Source organism: Vibrio crassostreae 9ZC13 (genome assembly GCF_000272045.2).
GTDB classification, from domain to species: domain Bacteria; phylum Pseudomonadota; class Gammaproteobacteria; order Enterobacterales; family Vibrionaceae; genus Vibrio; species Vibrio crassostreae_C.
On the sequence record NZ_AJYZ02000041.1, the window covers coordinates 630,949 to 648,789 of the forward strand.

General features: G+C 44.9%; 18 protein-coding genes. 16 read left to right on the forward strand and 2 right to left on the reverse strand.

Annotated elements, in window-relative coordinates:
- Positions 1-5 precede the first annotated feature (5 nt).
- The 12 genes from A136_RS17315 (at position 6) to A136_RS17370 (ending at position 11,337) form a co-directional block, all read left to right on the forward strand.
- On the forward strand, positions 6-956 hold the full coding sequence (locus A136_RS17315; RefSeq protein ID WP_017054985.1) for a beta-ketoacyl-ACP synthase III: 951 nt from the start codon (positions 6-8) through the stop codon (positions 954-956).
- Positions 957-1,036: 80 nt separating this feature from the next.
- Positions 1,037-1,960: an ACP S-malonyltransferase gene (gene fabD, locus A136_RS17320; protein WP_017063479.1), complete on the forward strand. Its 924-nt coding sequence runs from the start codon at positions 1,037-1,039 to the stop codon at positions 1,958-1,960.
- Between the two features lie 25 nt (positions 1,961-1,985).
- The gene (fabG, locus tag A136_RS17325) at positions 1,986-2,720 is read left to right on the forward strand and encodes a 3-oxoacyl-ACP reductase FabG (RefSeq protein ID WP_029235138.1); all 735 of its coding nucleotides are present in this window, start codon (positions 1,986-1,988) and stop codon (positions 2,718-2,720) included.
- Between the two features lie 166 nt (positions 2,721-2,886).
- The gene (acpP, locus tag A136_RS17330; protein WP_004737381.1) at positions 2,887-3,120 is read left to right on the forward strand and encodes an acyl carrier protein; all 234 of its coding nucleotides are present in this window, start codon (positions 2,887-2,889) and stop codon (positions 3,118-3,120) included.
- A gap of 93 nt (positions 3,121-3,213) precedes the next feature.
- Positions 3,214-4,458 (forward strand): beta-ketoacyl-ACP synthase II, encoded by a 1,245-nt coding sequence (gene fabF / locus A136_RS17335; RefSeq protein ID WP_010437291.1) that lies wholly within the window; start codon positions 3,214-3,216, stop codon positions 4,456-4,458.
- 104 nt (positions 4,459-4,562) lie between these two features.
- On the forward strand, positions 4,563-5,441 hold the full coding sequence (gene pabC / locus A136_RS17340; protein WP_017062150.1) for an aminodeoxychorismate lyase: 879 nt from the start codon (positions 4,563-4,565) through the stop codon (positions 5,439-5,441).
- On the forward strand, positions 5,438-6,454 hold the full coding sequence (gene mltG / locus A136_RS17345) for an endolytic transglycosylase MltG (protein WP_017063481.1): 1,017 nt from the start codon (positions 5,438-5,440) through the stop codon (positions 6,452-6,454). Before pabC ends, mltG begins: the two co-directional genes overlap by 4 nt.
- A 10-nt stretch (positions 6,455-6,464) precedes the next feature.
- Entirely contained in the window at positions 6,465-7,097 is a 633-nt protein-coding gene (tmk, locus tag A136_RS17350; protein WP_017063482.1) for a dTMP kinase, read from the forward strand.
- Between the two features lie 6 nt (positions 7,098-7,103).
- Positions 7,104-8,069, forward strand: coding sequence for a DNA polymerase III subunit delta' (locus tag A136_RS17355; protein WP_017062147.1), 966 nt, complete (start codon positions 7,104-7,106; stop codon positions 8,067-8,069).
- Positions 8,060-8,827 (forward strand): TatD family hydrolase, encoded by a 768-nt coding sequence (locus tag A136_RS17360; protein WP_017063483.1) that lies wholly within the window; start codon positions 8,060-8,062, stop codon positions 8,825-8,827. Before A136_RS17355 ends, A136_RS17360 begins: the two co-directional genes overlap by 10 nt.
- Positions 8,828-9,272: 445 nt before the next feature.
- On the forward strand, positions 9,273-10,703 hold the full coding sequence (ptsG, locus tag A136_RS17365; protein ID WP_017062145.1) for a PTS glucose transporter subunit IIBC: 1,431 nt from the start codon (positions 9,273-9,275) through the stop codon (positions 10,701-10,703).
- Positions 10,704-10,932: 229 nt separating this feature from the next.
- Positions 10,933-11,337 (forward strand): hypothetical protein, encoded by a 405-nt coding sequence (locus A136_RS17370; protein WP_017062144.1) that lies wholly within the window; start codon positions 10,933-10,935, stop codon positions 11,335-11,337.
- Between the two features lie 92 nt (positions 11,338-11,429).
- Here the strand turns inward: A136_RS17370 and A136_RS17375 are convergent, their stop codons facing one another.
- Positions 11,430-12,023 carry an outer membrane beta-barrel protein gene (locus tag A136_RS17375; protein ID WP_017063484.1) on the reverse strand — a complete coding sequence of 198 codons (594 nt, stop codon included), beginning with the start codon at positions 12,021-12,023 and terminating at the stop codon, positions 11,430-11,432.
- 145 nt (positions 12,024-12,168) lie between these two features.
- Here A136_RS17375 and A136_RS22655 point away from each other — a divergent pair, with 145 nt between their 5' ends.
- Together A136_RS22655 and A136_RS17380 are read left to right on the forward strand one after the other, a co-directional pair.
- Positions 12,169-12,258 (forward strand): YnhF family membrane protein, encoded by a 90-nt coding sequence (locus tag A136_RS22655; RefSeq protein WP_100214626.1) that lies wholly within the window; start codon positions 12,169-12,171, stop codon positions 12,256-12,258.
- A gap of 41 nt (positions 12,259-12,299) precedes the next feature.
- Positions 12,300-13,514 (forward strand): patatin-like phospholipase family protein, encoded by a 1,215-nt coding sequence (locus A136_RS17380; protein WP_017063485.1) that lies wholly within the window; start codon positions 12,300-12,302, stop codon positions 13,512-13,514.
- Between the two features lie 159 nt (positions 13,515-13,673).
- On the opposite strand, the gene pyk is transcribed toward A136_RS17380, so the two are convergent.
- Entirely contained in the window at positions 13,674-15,122 is a 1,449-nt protein-coding gene (gene pyk / locus A136_RS17385; RefSeq protein WP_017062141.1) for a pyruvate kinase, read from the reverse strand.
- A gap of 319 nt (positions 15,123-15,441) precedes the next feature.
- Here pyk and mlc point away from each other — a divergent pair, with 319 nt between their 5' ends.
- Together mlc and A136_RS17395 are read left to right on the forward strand one after the other, a co-directional pair.
- On the forward strand, positions 15,442-16,659 hold the full coding sequence (mlc, locus tag A136_RS17390) for a sugar metabolism global transcriptional regulator Mlc (RefSeq protein WP_017062140.1): 1,218 nt from the start codon (positions 15,442-15,444) through the stop codon (positions 16,657-16,659).
- 168 nt (positions 16,660-16,827) lie between these two features.
- Positions 16,828-17,769 carry a chemotaxis protein CheV gene (locus A136_RS17395; protein WP_017062139.1) on the forward strand — a complete coding sequence of 314 codons (942 nt, stop codon included), beginning with the start codon at positions 16,828-16,830 and terminating at the stop codon, positions 17,767-17,769.
- Positions 17,770-17,841: the final 72 nt, after the last annotated feature.

Genomic DNA, 17,841 nt, shown 5'->3' on the forward strand with positions numbered 1-17,841 from the left:
TCTTCATGTATAGCAAAATTTTAGGTACTGGCAGCTACTTGCCATCTCAGGTGCGTACTAACGCAGACTTAGAGAAAATGGTAGAGACTAGCGATGAGTGGATCGTTGCTAGAACGGGTATTAAAGAGCGTCGTATTTCAGCGGAAAACGAAACCGTTGCTGATATGGCGTTTTACGCTGCTGAAAATGCCATTGAAATGGCAGGTATCGACAAAGAAGAGATTGATTTAATCATCGTTGCGACAACCAGCAGTAGCCACACATTCCCGTCTTCGGCATGTCAGGTACAAGGCAAGCTTGGTATCAAAGGCTGCCCTGCGTTTGATTTGGCTGCAGCGTGTTCTGGTTTTGTCTACGCACTGTCTGTTGCTGATCAACACATCAAGACTGGCATGTGTAAGAACGTTTTGGTAATTGGTGCGGATGCACTGTCAAAAACCTGTGATCCGACTGACCGCTCTACTATCATCCTATTTGGTGATGCAGCAGGCGCGGTGGTTGTAGGCGCAAGCGAAGAGCCAGGTATTTTGTCTACTCATATTTACTCTGACGGTAAATACGGTGAGCTTCTAAGCTTAGAAGTACCAGAGCGTGGCGGTGATGCAGACAAATGGCTGCACATGGCGGGCAACGAAGTATTTAAAGTGGCGGTAACTCAGCTTTCTAAGCTAGTTAAAGACACATTAGCGGCGAACAATATGGATAAGTCAGAGCTTGATTGGTTAGTTCCACACCAAGCGAATTACCGTATTATCTCGGCAACCGCTAAAAAGCTGACGATGTCGCTTGACCAAGTTGTGATTACTCTTGATAAGCATGGCAATACGTCGGCAGCTACCGTACCAACGGCCCTTGATGAGGCTGTTCGCGACGGGCGAATTAAACGTGGTCAAACGCTTCTACTTGAAGCATTTGGCGGCGGCTTCACTTGGGGTTCTGCGTTAGTTAAATTCTAACCCCAAGCGATAATCAACAAACAAGGCACATAACTTATGTGCCTTATTCAATTTTTTGCTTTGCTTAAAGGAAAATTACAATGAGCAAATTTGCTATCGTATTCCCAGGCCAAGGCTCTCAAGCTATCGGTATGCTTGCTGACCTAGGCGAACAGTATGATGTTGTTAAAAAGACATTTGCTGAAGCTTCAGAAGCACTTGGTTACGATCTATGGGCATTGGTTCAAGATGGTCCTGTAGAAAATCTAAATGAAACTTTTCGCACTCAACCGGCTCTATTAACAGCGTCTGTTGCAATTTGGCGTGTATGGCAAGAGCTTGGCCTAGAGCAACCTGTAAATCTAGCAGGTCACAGCCTAGGTGAATATTCTGCACTTGTATGTGCCGGCGTTATCGACTTTAAAGAAGCGATCAAGCTGGTTGAACTACGTGGTCAACTGATGCAAGAAGCGGTTCCTGCAGGTGTTGGTGCAATGTACGCAATCATCGGTCTAGACGATGAAGCGATTGCTAAAGCGTGTGAAGAAGCTGCGCAAGACGAAGTTGTGTCTCCAGTTAACTTTAACTCTCCTGGCCAAGTTGTTATCGCGGGTAACAAAGCGGCAGTAGAGCGTGCTGGTGCACTTTGTAAAGAAGCGGGCGCTAAGCGTGCACTTCCGCTACCTGTTTCTGTGCCGTCTCACTGTGCACTGATGAAGCCAGCAGCAGACAAGCTAGCGGTGGCTCTAGAAGCTCTAGAGTTCAACACGCCAGCATTGCCTGTTATCAATAACGTTGATGTTATCGCTGAAACAGATCCTGCAAAAATTAAAGACGCACTTGTTCGTCAGCTGTACAGCCCAGTTCGTTGGACTGAAGGCGTACAAGCGATGAATGAGCAAGGCGTTGAGAAGCTACTTGAATTAGGCCCTGGTAAAGTTCTTACTGGTCTAACAAAACGAATCGTAAAAACTATGACAGCTGCTGCAGTTAATGACACTGCATCACTAGAAGCTGCTAAGTAAATAACCACTTAATAGAGAAGTTATGATGAATTTAGAAGGCAAAGTTGCACTAGTTACAGGCGCAAGCCGTGGCATCGGTCGTGCAATCGCTGAACTTTTAGTTGAGCGTGGTGCTAAAGTTATCGGTACTGCGACATCTGAAGGCGGCGCAGCTGCAATCAGCGAGTACCTTGGTGAGAACGGTAAAGGTCTTGCTCTTAATGTAACGGATACTGACTCAATTGCTGCTACACTGAAAACCATCAACGATGAATTCGGTGCGATTGACATTCTAGTTAACAACGCAGGTATCACTCGTGATAACCTACTGATGCGTATGAAAGACGACGAATGGAATGACATCATCGATACTAACCTAACGCCTATCTTCCGCATGTCTAAAGCTGTATTGCGTGGCATGATGAAGAAACGTCAAGGCCGTATCGTAAACGTTGGTTCTGTAGTAGGTACTATGGGTAACGCTGGTCAAGCTAACTACGCAGCTGCAAAAGCAGGCGTAATTGGTTTTACTAAATCAATGGCTCGTGAAGTTGCGTCTCGTGGCGTTACAGTGAACACTGTAGCTCCTGGTTTCATCGAAACTGACATGACTAAAGCGCTAAATGATGACCAACGTGCAGCAACTTTGGCGAATGTACCAGCAGGTCGACTAGGTGACCCTCGCGAAATCGCTGAAGCTGTGGTATTTTTGGCGTCACCTGCGGCAGCTTATATCACAGGTGAAACACTTCACGTCAATGGCGGTATGTACATGGTGTAAATTATGTGCAACATTTGTGCATGATTTAAGTCAAGATCATACGTAATTTCGGTTAAAATCGTGAAAATTGTGGTTTGACCAGAAAAGTTGACCTTGCAACTTTCAATAGATTGAATAAACTACGGAAAACATCGCATAAAGCGAACTCTGTAAAGGAAAAGAAAAAATGAGCAACCTCGAAGAACGCGTAAAGAAAATCATTGTTGAACAGCTAGGTGTAGACGAAGCTGAAGTTAAAAACGAAGCTTCTTTCGTTGATGACCTAGGTGCAGATTCTCTAGACACAGTAGAGCTAGTAATGGCTCTAGAAGAAGAATTTGACACTGAAATCCCAGATGAAGAAGCTGAGAAAATTACTACTGTTCAAGCAGCTATCGATTACGTAACTAGCGCTCAGTAATAATCTCTCCCAGGCGGTCACCTCGACCGCCTGTGTTTTATCTAACTCATCTATCCTCATCTTAAATCACCTCAATCCCCGGAGTGTAAAATCGTGTCCAAGCGTCGTGTAGTTGTCACTGGCATGGGTATGTTGTCACCGGTAGGCAACACTGTAGAATCTTCTTGGAAAGCCCTGCTAGCTGGTCAAAGTGGTATCGTTAATATCGATCATTTTGATGCAACCAATTTCTCAACTCGTTTTGCAGGTCTAGTTAAAGACTTTAACTGCGAAGAGTATATGACTAAAAAAGATGCTCGTAAGATGGACTTGTTCATCCAGTACGGCGTCGCAGCAGGTATTCAAGCTTTAGATGATTCAGCCCTAACTATTACTGAAGAAAACGCTCCACGTGTGGGTGTTGCTATCGGTTCTGGTATTGGTGGTCTTGGTTTGATCGAAGCCGGTCACCAAGCTCTAACTGAAAAAGGCCCTCGTAAGATCAGCCCGTTCTTCGTACCGTCGACGATCGTGAATATGATTGCTGGTCACATGTCTATCATGCGTGGCCTACGCGGTCCAAACATCGCGATTTCTACTGCATGTACGACTGGCCTACATAACATTGGTCACGCGGCTCGTATGATTGCATACGGCGATGCAGACGCAATGCTAGCGGGTGGTGCTGAAAAAGCATCAACTCCACTAGGTATGGGCGGTTTTGGTGCGGCTAAAGCACTTTCTACTCGTAACGATGAGCCTCAAAAAGCTTCTCGTCCATGGGACAAAGGCCGTGATGGCTTCGTTCTTGGCGACGGTGCAGGCATGATGGTTCTTGAAGAGTACGAACATGCGAAAGCTCGTGGCGCTAAGATTTACTGTGAGCTAGTTGGCTTCGGTATGTCGGGTGACGCTTACCACATGACATCTCCAAGTGAAGATGGCTCAGGTGGCGCACTAGCAATGGAAGCGGCTATGCGTGATGCTGGCATTACTGGTGAACAAATCGGTTATGTAAACGCACACGGTACTTCGACTCCTGCTGGTGACGTAGCGGAAGTTAAGGGCATCAAGCGTGCTCTTGGCGAAGCAGGCAGCAAGCAAGTATTGGTTTCTTCTACGAAATCAATGACAGGCCACCTTCTAGGTGCTGCTGGTTCTGCTGAAGCTATCATCACGGCTATGTCTCTGGTTGACCAAATTGTTCCACCAACAATCAACCTAGATGATCCTGAAGAAGGCTTAGATATTGACTTAGTACCTCACACTGCGCGTGAAGTTAGCAACATGGAATATGCTGCATGTAACTCATTCGGTTTCGGTGGTACAAACGGCTGTTTGATCTTCAAAAAGATTTAATCATCTTATTAAAGACGTAAACACTCGTAGATAGTCACAATTAGACTTGTTTTTAAACGGCTTGATGCTTTAGCATTGAGCCGTTTCTTTTTATGGGGAAAAACATGTTTTGGGTTGATGGAGAAAGCCAGCAAACTATCGATATTTTGGATCGCTCGTTTCAGTACGGAGACGGCTGTTTTACGACAATGCTCGTGAGTGATGGTGAGATACAACATCTTCACGATCATCAGCACCGTGTCGACGAGTGCCTTAAAGCGCTACGCATTTCTGCTCTTGATTGGGATGTTGTTAGTCTTTGGCTCGATACTGCGCTTCAACACATCCAACATAACGCTCTTCATGGCACAAAGAGCCTTGATGGTTCAAAGAAGCTCCATAACGCCAACAAGCCTCATAATCAAAAAGCAGGGATCAAGCTGCACGTTAGTCGTGGAGCGGGTGGGCGTGGCTACAGTACCAAGAATATCGCCAAGCCGACAATCACCATCAGTACCTTTGATTACCCAAGCCATTATTCAGCGTGGCAAGACTCCGGTGTTGAACTCGGTATCTGCCATCAAGCGCTAGGTTTGAGCCCACTACTGGCTGGCCATAAGCACAATAATCGCCTTGAGCAGATTTTGATGAAAGATGAAATGGATCAAGCTAATGAAGTGGATGGCGTGGTTCTTGATATATCGGGCAATGTGATTGAAACCACCATGGCCAATCTGTTCTGGCGCAAAGGTCAGTCGATATACACACCTCAACTCACTCAAAGTGGTGTCGCGGGGGTTATGCGTAAGCAAGTGTTAACCGCGCTGAATCAGGCTGAACTTTCCGTTACAATTAGTGACTACTGCTTATCTCAACTCATGCAAGCTGATGAGGTTTTCATGACAAACTCCATTTTAGGGGTTGCCCCAGTTACCCGTATTAGTGATACCCAATTTAACATTGGAACCATTACTCGTAGCCTTCAAGGACAACTAAACTCGTGATCAAAAAGTTATTTATTTTTATTATCTTGTGCTTAATTACAGCCGGTGCTGCTGGTTTTTATGTTTACAACCAAGCGCAAGATAACCTGAAACAAGTTATTCAATTAGAAAAACCACAAGTCGTGACTGTTGCTTCAGGTAGCAGCTTTAACCACGTTCTAGCCCAGTTGATTAACGAGGGGCTGTTTGAGGCTTCTCCTTACGAGAAATTAATCCGTAAGTTACATCCTGAGCTTGTAGACGTAAAAGCGGGTACTTTCCTGCTTGAACCGGGTTTAACCTTAGAGCAAGCGCTACAGGTGCTTGTAGAAGGGAAAGAACACCAGTTTACTATTACCTTTGTTGAAGGCAGTCGTTTTGACGAATGGCTTGTTCAGCTAAAAGACAACGAATTCATTCAACAGACATTGGATGGCGTTTCTGAAAAAGAGATCGCTGAAAAGTTGGGTATTGAAAACGAAAAGCTAGAAGGTCTCTTCTTAGCAGAAACGTATCACTACACCTACGGCACCACTGATTTAGATTTGTTGAAGCGCGCGCATCGAGACCTAATGAGCGTGGTGAATGAAGAGTGGGAAAATCGAGCGGATAAGCTGCCTCTTAAATCGCCATACGAAGCGTTAATTCTTGCATCTATCATTGAGAAAGAGACCGCTGTTGCGTCAGAACGTAAGCGTGTTTCTTCTGTGTTTGTTAACCGTCTAAACAAGCGTATGCGTTTGCAAACTGACCCAACGGTTATCTATGGCATGGGTGACAGCTACGATGGCAACATCCGTAAGAAAGACTTACGCACGCCAACGCCTTACAACACCTATACAATGAGTGGCTTGCCACCGACACCTATCGCTATGGCAGGCAAAGCGTCTATCAACGCGGCGTTGAATCCAGAGAAGAGCAACTACTTGTATTTCGTTGCGAGTGGAACAGGTGGGCACGTATTTTCAAAGAGTTTGACTGAGCATAACCGTGCAGTGCGAGCTTACTTAAAGCAATTAAGAAAAAACAGATAAAGAAATAATTATGAATCAGTCGAAATTTATCGTGGTTGAAGGCCTTGAAGGCGCTGGCAAAAGCACAGCAATCAATGCCATCGTTGAGACATTAAAAGCATCGGGTGTTGAAGATATTGTTAATACTCGCGAGCCGGGTGGTACTGTCTTAGCTGAAAAGATGCGTTCATTGGTTAAAGAAGAGCACGAAGGCGAGAAGCTTCAAGACATGACTGAATTGCTGTTGATGTATGCAGCACGTGTTCAATTAGTCGAGAACGTCATCAAGCCGGCACTCGCCAATGGTCAATGGGTATTGGGTGATCGTCATGATATGTCTTCACAGGCATACCAAGGTGGTGGTCGCCAGATCGCGCGCACGACTATGGAATCACTGAAAGCAACCACGCTAGGCGGCTTTAAACCCGATCTAACGCTATATTTGGACCTAGACCCTAGAGTAGGACTAGAGCGTGCCAGAGGCCGTGGTGAGCTTGATAGAATTGAAAAGATGGATATCTCATTTTTTGACCGAACGCGTGAGCGCTATCTAGAAATCGCAGGGCAAGACGATTCTGTACTCGTGATTAATGCACAGCAAGAAATTGAGCAAGTAGCCGCTGATATTAAAGTCGCGCTAAGTGCTTGGCTCAATAAACAGTAGGTAGTCATGGCTGAAGTTTATTCTTGGCTCACACCGGTATGGAGTGAGTGGAAAAAAAGTCTCGATGCGGAGCGTTTTCCTAACTCTGTGATTGTTAATGCACCGGAAGGGCTCGGCGTTGATGCTTTGATTAGCCAACTTACCGACGCATTGATGTGCACGAACTATGAAAGCGAGTCGTGCGGGTTTTGCCACAGCTGTGAGTTAATGAAGTCGGGCAGTCATCCTGATTTTCATGTGATCTCACCCGAGAAAGAAGGTAAGTCGATCACGGTTGATCAAGTGCGTGCCAGTAACCGCTGGGCTCAAGAGTCTTCTCAGTTAGGTGGTTTGCGCGTTATTTTGCTTAACCCTGCTGAAGCAATGAACGAATCGGCTTCCAACGCACTATTGAAAACTCTGGAAGAGCCATCAAGCAAGTGCATCTTCATTCTGTCTACTCGTAACAGTAATCGCTTAATGCCGACTATTATTAGCCGTTGTCAGCAATTCAATGTGGTTAGTCCGCAGTTAGAGACAGCATCAGCGTGGTTAGATGGTGAAGTGGGCAAAGCGGTACCGCAGTATATTTTAGCACTCAATGACAACGCGCCTTTAAAAGCAAAAGCGATGTTTGAGCAAGGTGGCGTTGAAGCTTCAACAAAAGCGCTCGATGGCTTTGTGAATGTGATAAAAGGCACTCAACCTGACATGCTAAAGTTCTCTACAGAGCTTAGCAAAGACCCTTTGATTCAACTTGGCTGGCTTTGGCATCTATTGTCAGATGTACAGAAGCTGCATTTTGGTTTGGCGAATCAGGCTTTCACTCCGAGTGCGAAAGCACTGTGTGAGGCGATGTCTTATCAAAGTGCTTATGCAGCATCGAATAAACTGCTGACATTGATTGAGCAGTTAAAGCAACACCCTGGGCTCAATACGGAGCTACTCATAATGAATTGGCTGATAGCCACTTGCGAGGAAACATGTTCGTAGATTCCCACTGTCATTTAGACAAACTGGATTACCAAGATTTACACACCAGCGTAGAAGATGTGGTTAACAAGGCGAAGGCTGCTAATGTAGACCAATTGCTTTCTGTCGGTGTGACACTCGATTCGTTTGAAAATATGCTCGAGATGATCTCGCCGTTTGATAACGTTAAAGCCTCTTGTGGCGTTCACCCTCTCGATGTTGAAAGTGATTTCAGCCTAGAGACAATGCGTGAATACGCGAGCAACCCTAAGGTTGTGGCGATTGGAGAGACAGGTTTAGATTATCACTACCAACCAGAGACGGCGGAGCTGCAACAGCTACGATTTAAGCAGCATGTTGAGTTAGCCGTTGAGCTGAATAAACCTTTGATCATTCACACTCGTAACGCACGTGAAGACACATTAGCTATTTTACGTGATGGCGGAGCTGAGAAGTGTGGCGGTGTGATTCACTGCTTTACCGAAGATCAAGCATTCGCAGAAGCAGCAATGGAACTAGGTTTCTATATCTCAATTTCAGGCATTGTGACCTTTAAGCAGGCTACAGAACTTAAAGAAGTTGTTAAAAACCTACCGCTAAACAGGTTGCTGATCGAGACGGATTCTCCATACTTGGCGCCCATTCCATATCGTGGAAAGCAGAATCAGCCTGCATATGTCGTCGAAGTGGCGGCCTACATTGCGCAATTAAAAGGTGTGTCGATGAAAGAGGTTGCCGAACAAACGACCAAAAATTACCAAAAACTTTTTTTGCGATAAAAATCTAAGTAAACAAATAAAAGGGAGCAAAAGCTCCCTTTTTGTGTTTTTGATCACCAAAAATACGTTTTTTTTTAATGTTTACGAATTATGTTGAACTTGAGAGCGCTAATTATAACATTTGTAATTTTGTTACTAAAAATAACATTCGCTCCTATTTTATTTACCCAGTAAAATAATAGGGCTCTTGAAAAATACTTATATATTTCAATGCATTAAACACTTGTAAAGCATTGCATTTCTAGATTTGACATGTGATCCAAGACGTGTTTTGAAACTAAATTTCGTAAGTGACTAGAAAGTTAGTTCCCCATCAATATATATTTAGCGGCAGAAAATATAATGCAATACATGGTTACATTTTCGCAGGGTGCTAACATATAGGCTACGGGGGTGTGCCGTTAGAACCCAATATAATTATTTTATCTTTATCAGGAGCATAAACATGTTTAAGAACCTTTTTGCTAGCCTGCAGAAAGTTGGTAAGTCTCTGATGCTTCCAGTATCAGTTTTACCAGTTGCGGGTATTTTGCTAGGTGTCGGTGCAGCAGATCTTCCTTTCATTCCAGAAATCGTTTCAAACTTAATGGAACAAGCTGGTGGTTCAGTATTCGGTCAAATGGCACTACTGTTCGCAGTAGGTGTTGCACTTGGCTTTACTAACAACGATGGTGTAGCGGGTCTAGCTGCTATCGTTGGTTATGGCATCATGACTGCTACACTTGGCGTAATGGCTGGTGTAATGGGCGTTGATAAAATCGATACTGGTGTACTAGGTGGTATCCTAGTCGGTGGTGTTGCTGCTTGGGCATTCAACCGTTTCTTCCGTATTCAACTACCAGAGTACCTTGGCTTCTTCGCTGGTAAGCGTGCTGTGCCAATCATCACAGGTTTCTCTGCGATTGGTCTAGCAATCCTACTATCTGTAGTATGGCCACCAGTTGGCGGCGCTATCTCTGCGTTCTCTGATTGGGCTGCTCACCAAAACCCACAAGTGGCGTTTGGTATCTACGGTATCGTTGAGCGTTCTCTAATTCCATTTGGTCTTCACCACGTTTGGAACGTACCTTTCTTCTTTGAAGCTGGTACTTGTGTAAACGCTGCTGGCGAAACTCAAAACGGTGTTCTTACTTGTTACTTAGTTGCTGATGACGCATCTCGTGCAGCGGGCAATGGCTTCGGTCAGCTAGCTGGTGGTTACATGTTCAAGATGTTCGGTCTACCTGCTGCTGCAATCGCGATTGCACACTCAGCTAAGCCTGAAAACCGCGCTAAAGTAATGGGCATCATGGCTTCTGCTGCGTTGACTTCATTCCTAACGGGTATCACTGAACCAATCGAATTCTCTTTCCTATTCGTTGCTCCAGTACTGTACGCAATCCACGCTCTACTAGCTGGTTCTGCATACGTTCTTGCGAACACTCTAGGTTTTGTACACGGTACATCTTTCTCACACGGTCTAATCGACTTCCTAGTTCTATCTGGCAACGCGTCTAAGATGGGCCTAATGGTTGTATGTGGTATTGCTTACGCTGCAATTTACTACATCGTATTCCGCACTGTGATTAAAGCTCTAGACCTTAAAACTCCAGGCCGTGAAGACGAGACTGAAGAAGAGTCAGTTGCGACTGGTTCTGAACTTGCTGGTGAGCTAGTTGCTGCATTCGGTGGCAAAGCGAACATCACTGGTCTTGACGCTTGTATTACTCGTCTACGTGTTGCAGTAGCTGATACAGCTCTTGTTGACCAAGACAAGCTGAAGAAACTAGGCGCTGCAGGTGTTGTAGTAGTAGCGGGTGGCGTACAAGCTATCTTCGGTACTAAGTCTGACAACCTTAAGACAGACATGGATGAGTGGATCCGTAACAACGGTTAATTCTCTGATTCAATAAATTGAAAGGAGGCCGAAAGGCCTCCTTTTTTGTTTTCTGCTCTATGAAAGATCTATTGTGCTTAATCTCCATTAACTCAGGTACTTATCATTCAACTCGATCATTTGATGGTCGTTCCCAAATTTTTCGTGTCTTTTATCTTTTACCCAGCGATGACACCTTTTGCTGAGATTCCAGTAGACTTCCGTTTTTTAAGTACAGTCTGAGAATATTATGAAACATCGTTACTTGATCGGCCTTATGTGCTGCAGCGGAGCTTCGTTTGCTCAAGCTTCTGAAGCTCCAGCTTTGGAAGTGGGACTCGCCATTGACCAAGACCTGAGTGTCGTTGTGGAATTTGATCAGAAATACCGTGCTACGATTGGCAATGACGGCGCTGCCTTTGATTACATTTTGAAGCGTGGTCAGTTCGAGACTGAAGCTCCGTTGAGCTGGTACGTCGGTGCTGGTGCTTGGGCTGAATGGAATGACGACTTTGGCTTACGCTTGCCGTTAGGCGTGAAAGTGAATTTCTACGAAGGTTGGAATGCTTACGCTCAAGTTCACCCTGAACTCGATATGTATAAAGGTGTTGAGTTGCAAGTGGGCGGCGCTTTAGGTGTTACCTATAAGTTCTAACCTGAACTAAAACCGTTTTAATAATGAAAAAACCAGCATTTAGCTGGTTTTTTAGTTTGGGCCGATCTTATATTTTTGCTTCATTGAGCCGCTTAGAAAGTAAAACTCAGTCCGACATTGGCTTGGAATTGGTTCATCCAGTCGGTATCAAAGCGAATGATGCACTCTTGCCCGTTATTTGGGATATTACAAACACCGGAGGTATCGTTGTCGACAACCGTGCCTAACCAACGTACTTGTGTGTTCAACGCTAGTCGGTCACTAAATTTGTACTCTAAGCCACCAAAGATAGAAGTTGAGAATCCATACTTATCTTTTGCCCAGTCTACATCGACGTAAGAAGCACCCAGGCCTAGCCCTAGATAACCCGACAACACAGGCGAAGCAGGGTAGTAGATGCTGCTTTGAAGGTGCAGGTATTGGATGGAGGAGCTTAGGTTAAGCGTTTCTAATTCCGAGCTCTGATTGGAGTAGAAGAAGCCGATGCGTCCTTTTTCAAGTGGCGCTTCAATGGCAAAGGTGTAATTTTCAGAGCCTTTCATGTCATAGGTTTTACCGTCCTGGTCTTCGACACTGCCACCGCCGGTATAACCTACCATAGGTGTAATGATGATCTCCGGCGAAGCATACGCGCTTGAAACGGAGAGAAGCGTAATCAGTGCCATCATATTTGCTTTGTTATTCATGAGTATATCCTTATCCATACACTTACTAATTGTGATGGTTACATCAATATTGTGCGACTAATTTCGACGATTCTTGAAGATACTTCACACACCTGATAGTACTTAAATAGAGACTCGACAAATTAATAATAAACCAGAGGTGTCTATGGACCATAATCTGAAAAATGCCCTACAAATTACCGTGTTTATCTACATGATCATTCTTTCATTTGGCTTTATTGCGATTGGTAGTTAATACCATCTATTGCGAGGCTGAGTTTTGATACTCAGGGAATAATGAATAGTGGGATTATAACCAATATTGATACAGCAATAGACTTGGATTATTACGCTAAGTTTATTGCTGGAAAAACAGCACTGGTCGCTCAAGGTGGCGGACAGAGAAGTATTTTTACTTCTGGAGTGCTGGATGCCTTTCTTCTCTCAAATTTTGACCCCTTCGACGAATTTTTTGGTACCTCAGCAGGTGCTCTCAACTTATGTGCTTATCTGTGCCGTGATAAAGGCCTTGGACGTTCTTTTGTTCTCGACCTCACAACCTCACCAGAGTTCTTCAATCTCTTTTCCTATATACGACACAGAAAGAACCTAGGATTAGAATGGGCGCTAGAACAAATCATGGCTTACCCATATAAGCTCGATCTGGATTTAGGGCGACAAACGCTAGGCGATCGCCACTTCTATGCGGCTGTAACGGATTCCAAAGACTTACGAGACCACTACTTCCCATTATTGGGCGAAGATTGGTACAAGGTGATGATTGCGACCTGTGCTATTCCTCGCTTGTACAATGACGAAGTCTTTATTGGTGACAGTGCTTATGTGGACGGTGGTGTATCGGCGTGTATCCCAGTTCAGGAAGCGTGGCGAAGACAAGCTCGTTCTATTGTGGTGATTCGTACTGAGCCAGTGGTGGAGGAAGGTAATACCCATTTGGTTGAAGCACCAGTTAAGGGATCTTCAGTCAAAGCGCCTAAACCTATATCTGCAGAAGAACTGGAGTGGTTCCGCGAATCTTTCGACAGTGTTCAAGGCCATTGGCAACAGAAAGTGGAACAGTGGAAAACCGACTGGACCTCTTTCTTCCAACAACAAATTATGCGCTCAAAAGAGCAGAAGCGTGACCGTGGGCATTTAGACCTGCTGAACGGTGGTCGCTGGCTATTTGGTGCAGATGATATTTATCGCTTAAGTCATTTAATCGGAGATAAGTTTGATTCAGGGTTGGCTGACATGCTGATGGTGCATTATCAGACCTACTCATTGACTCAGGATTTTTTGAATTCGCCACCAGACGACGCGTTTGTGGTTCAGATAGCACCTAGTCAAACGCTTAAATCGAGCTCATTAATGAGTCATAAAGATGATTTACTGCATGATTACGAATTGGGTTTAGAAGCCGGTTACCGATTTGTGGAGACCTATACCTCAACGGAAAACGCTCGCAACTCGCATATGCCACAGTTAGCCACCATTGCTGCGGGTAACTAATTCCCGAAGTTGATGAGCTAGCATGCTGTGAGCTCGTTATGCTGTTTAAGCAGATTTTAGTGAGTCGTGTTCTGAAATGAAAAAGGGTTATTGAACTTGGTTCGATAACCCTTTTAAGTTTTTGAGATTAGGCGAATCGTTTCGCCTTAAGGTCAAATATTAGGTGACAGGCAAGATTCTCATACAGTTGGTTGACCCTGCTACATCCATAATGTCGCCTTGAGTGACGATCACTAGGTCACCAAACTTAAGGTGTCCTTTCTCTTTCAAGCAAGTGAGTGTAGATAGTGCAATGTCAAAGCTGTCTTCGGCTTCTGTCTCGAAGTAGATTGGTGTCACACCTCGGTATAAGGTACAGCGATTAAGCGTTCCTTCGTTACGAGACAGCGCGTAGATCGGCATGTCGGCACTCAGGCGAGACATCATCAATGCGGTGCGGCCTGACTCGGTGAGAGTGACAACGCCTTTAATGCCTTCCATATGGTTTGCAGAGTAGATGGTCGCCATCGAAACGGTTTCTTCGGCAGTAACAAAGGTGCGGTCAATACGGTAATTGGATTGGTTATTAATGCCTGCCATTTTTTCCGCACCAATACAGACTTCAGCCATCGATTTTACGGTCTCGACTGGGTAGTCACCAGCTGCAGTTTCACCAGACAGCATCACAGCATCGGTGCCATCGAGTACGGCGTTGGCAACATCCATAACTTCGGCACGGGTTGGCATTGGCGCAGAAATCATTGATTCCATCATCTGAGTTGCGGTGATGACAGTTCGGTTAAGCGCTCTAGCACGGCGTATAAGCTGTTTTTGTACTCCGACTAACTCAGGGTCGCCAATTTCCACTCCGAGGTCACCACGAGCCACCATGACCACATCTGAGGCCATTATGATGTCATCCATGTTCTCAACTGTAGCTACTGTCTCTGCTCGCTCCACTTTTGCGACGAGGTGAGCTTCTAAGCCGGCTTCTCGTGCAAGCTGACGAGCATAGTGCATGTCTTCACCATTACGAGGGAAAGACACCGCTAGGTAATCCACTTTGATTTGTGCGGCGGTGACGATGTCGCGCTTGTCTTTTTCTGTTAGCGCTTCTGCGGAAAGGCCACCCCCTTTTTTGTTGATGCCTTTGTTATTTGAGAGTGGGCCGCCAATGATGACTTCGGTATGAACGCGACAGCCTTCCACTTTGGTTACTTTGAGTTGAACACGACCATCGTCAAGCAACAGTATATCGCCGGCGGATACGTCGTTAGGCAGTTCTTTGTAATCAAGGCCAACGGCTTCTTGATTGCCTTCACCTAAACCTAGGCTGCTATCGAGAGTGAACAGGTCGCCTACGGCAAGTTGGATTTTGCCATCTTTGAATGTCGACACACGAATCTTGGGACCTTGTAAGTCTCCGAGAATGGCGATTTGAGTACCGTGTCTTTTTGCTATTGCTCTGACTTTTTCTGCGCGTTGTATATGGTCGTCGCTGGTGCCGTGAGAGAAGTTCATACGAACAATATTGGCACCGGCTTTGATGATCTCTTCAAGCACGTTACCTTTATCAGTAGAAGGGCCTAGCGTTGTGACGATTTTCGTTTTTCTTAATTCGGCTGTCATGAATACTCCTAGAGTGAGGCCAAGTAATCTTTTAAAAGACTGAATTAAGTATATGCATTAATTGATAATTTATTGGGAGCTAGGAGGATATTTCTTGATTTGCCTTTAATTATTGAATTCAGGGCTCAAATGCGATGTTTTATTCTGAAAATTAAGTCGCAAATTATCGATGTGGGTGTTAATTTTCCTCGAACTATTTGACTCGATACACAAAGATTCATGTATATACGTGATACTGGTCACGGCGATATACCAAGTGACTTCACAATTACTTCGCAAAGTAAAAAAATTACCTCGTTGATGATTTCTGGAGCGTAAAATGTACATGGCTCAACCGGGCCATATTGATCATATCAAACAGGTCAATGCTGGTCGTGTATATAAACTAATTGACCTTAAAGGTCCTATTTCTCGTATCGATCTGTCCAAGCAAAGTGAGTTGGCTCCGGCGAGTATTACTAAAATTACCCGTGAACTCATTGAAGCTCACCTTATTCACGAAACGACGGTTCAAGAAGCCACGACTCGTGGGCGTCCTGCTGTCGGTCTGCAAACCAATAACGAAGGTTGGCAATTTTTGTCGATGCGTCTTGGTCGCGGATACTTGACGATCGCGCTCCATGAATTGGGCGGCGACGTGCTTATCGATACCAAGATTGATATCCATGAACGTGATCAAGACGATGTGCTTGCGCGTCTTCTCCATGAAATCGATGAGTTCTTCCAAACCTATGCCGAGCAACTCGACAGGGTGACGAGTATCGCTATCACACTGCCAGGTCTGGTGAATTCAGAGCAAGGTATTGTGTTGCAGATGCCGCACTATAACGTTGAAAACTTAGCGTTGGGGCCGGAGATCTACAAAGAAACCGGTTTGCCAGTTTTTATTGCCAATGATACCCGAGCGTGGGCATTAGCAGAAAAGCTGTTTGGTAACTCACAAGACAACGACAACTCTGTTCTTATCTCGATTCACCACGGTTTAGGTGCCGGGATCATTCTTGATGGTCGCGTTCTGCAAGGACGTCACGGTAACATCGGTGAGTTGGGGCATATCCAGATCGACAAGGAAGGCAAGCTTTGCCACTGTGGTAATCGAGGCTGTTTAGAAACGGTGGCGAGTTCTCAGGCAATCCGTGAGCAAGTCAAAGAGCGATTGGTAAATGGTGAAGAATCAACGCTAACGGTGTTTGAAGACGTCACTATTGAACAGATCTGTGCTGCCGCTGCTAATGGGGATCCGCTGGCTGTCGAAGTGATTGAACAGTTAGGCCGTTATCTAGGTTCTGCGATTGCGATTGTGATTAACCTGTTCAACCCAGAGAAAATCTTGGTGGGTGGTGTTATCAATCAGGCGAAGAGCGTGTTATACCCGGCGATTCAAAAGTGTATCGAAGAGCAGAGTCTATCGGTTTACCATAAAGACTTAGAGCTGGTGGAATCTCGTTTTTATAAGCAGGCAACCATGCCAGGTGCTGCGCTCATCAAGCAGGCCTTATACGATGGCCAACTGTTAATGAAAGTTATTGAAGGTTAACCCCTTTTTCTCGTCTTGTAGCCTTACCTTGAACCTTTCCATGTACTTAAGCTTTGTATAACATCATTTGTTGTACTTAGTTTAAGCATTCTGTGCATTGGCGCTTTGCTTTAACCTATTGAAGTAGGCTATTGTAGCCACAGTTATTATTTGTCACTAAGGTGTTGTATGTCTGGCGTTTTAAATTCGGTTGATCAGAGAACCAAACTGGTCGGTGAAAACCGTCTGGAACTCTTGTTATTCAGCTTAAATAGTCGTCAACTATTTGCGATTAACGTATTTAAAGTGAAAGAAGTCCTCAAAGTGCCAGTACTCACTCGCTTACCGGGCTCTCATCATCATATTACGGGTGTTGCGTCTTTACGTGGTGAATCGGTGCCTGTTATTGATTTGCGTAGTGCCATTGGCTTTCCGCCATCTCGTGCGGAGTCTCAAGAGAGCAACCTGATTATTACGGAATACAACCGAACCGTACAAGGTTTCTTGGTTGGGCAAGTTCGTAATATCGTGAACACGACATGGACAGAAATCCAGCCGCCGCCAAAGACAACAGGCCGTGCAAACTACCTAACCGCTATTACGCATATTCAAGAAGAAGAGCAGCACAAGATCGTCGAGATCATCGATGTTGAGAAAGTGTTGGCTGAGATCATTGATTACGATGTCTCGATCTCTGAAGGCGTTTTAGATGAACAATTAGCTCAGGAGATGATAGGACGCAATGTGCTTATCGTTGATGACTCTTCAACAGCGCGTAACCAGATCAAAGGCACCTTGTCGCAGTTGGGTTTGAACATTATTGAGTGTTGTGATGGCTTAGAAGCACTGACCTTACTTAAGGGCTGGTGTGATGAAGGCAAAGACATCAATCAAGAAATATTGTTGATGATCACCGATGCTGAAATGCCTGAAATGGACGGCTACAAGCTGACACACGAAGTACGTACTGACCCAAGAATGCATGACCTATTCATCACGCTAAATACTTCATTAAGTGGAAGTTTTAATGAAGCTATGGTTGAGAAAGTAGGGTGTAACCGCTTTATTTCTAAGTTCCAGCCAGACCTCTTGGTTGAAGTGACTCAAGAGCGAATGCGTCAGATTTTGTAATTAATGCTGCTGTACGGTTTGTTTTGAGTGACCGTATAGACAACGTTTGCTAATATTCACGCAGCATATTTT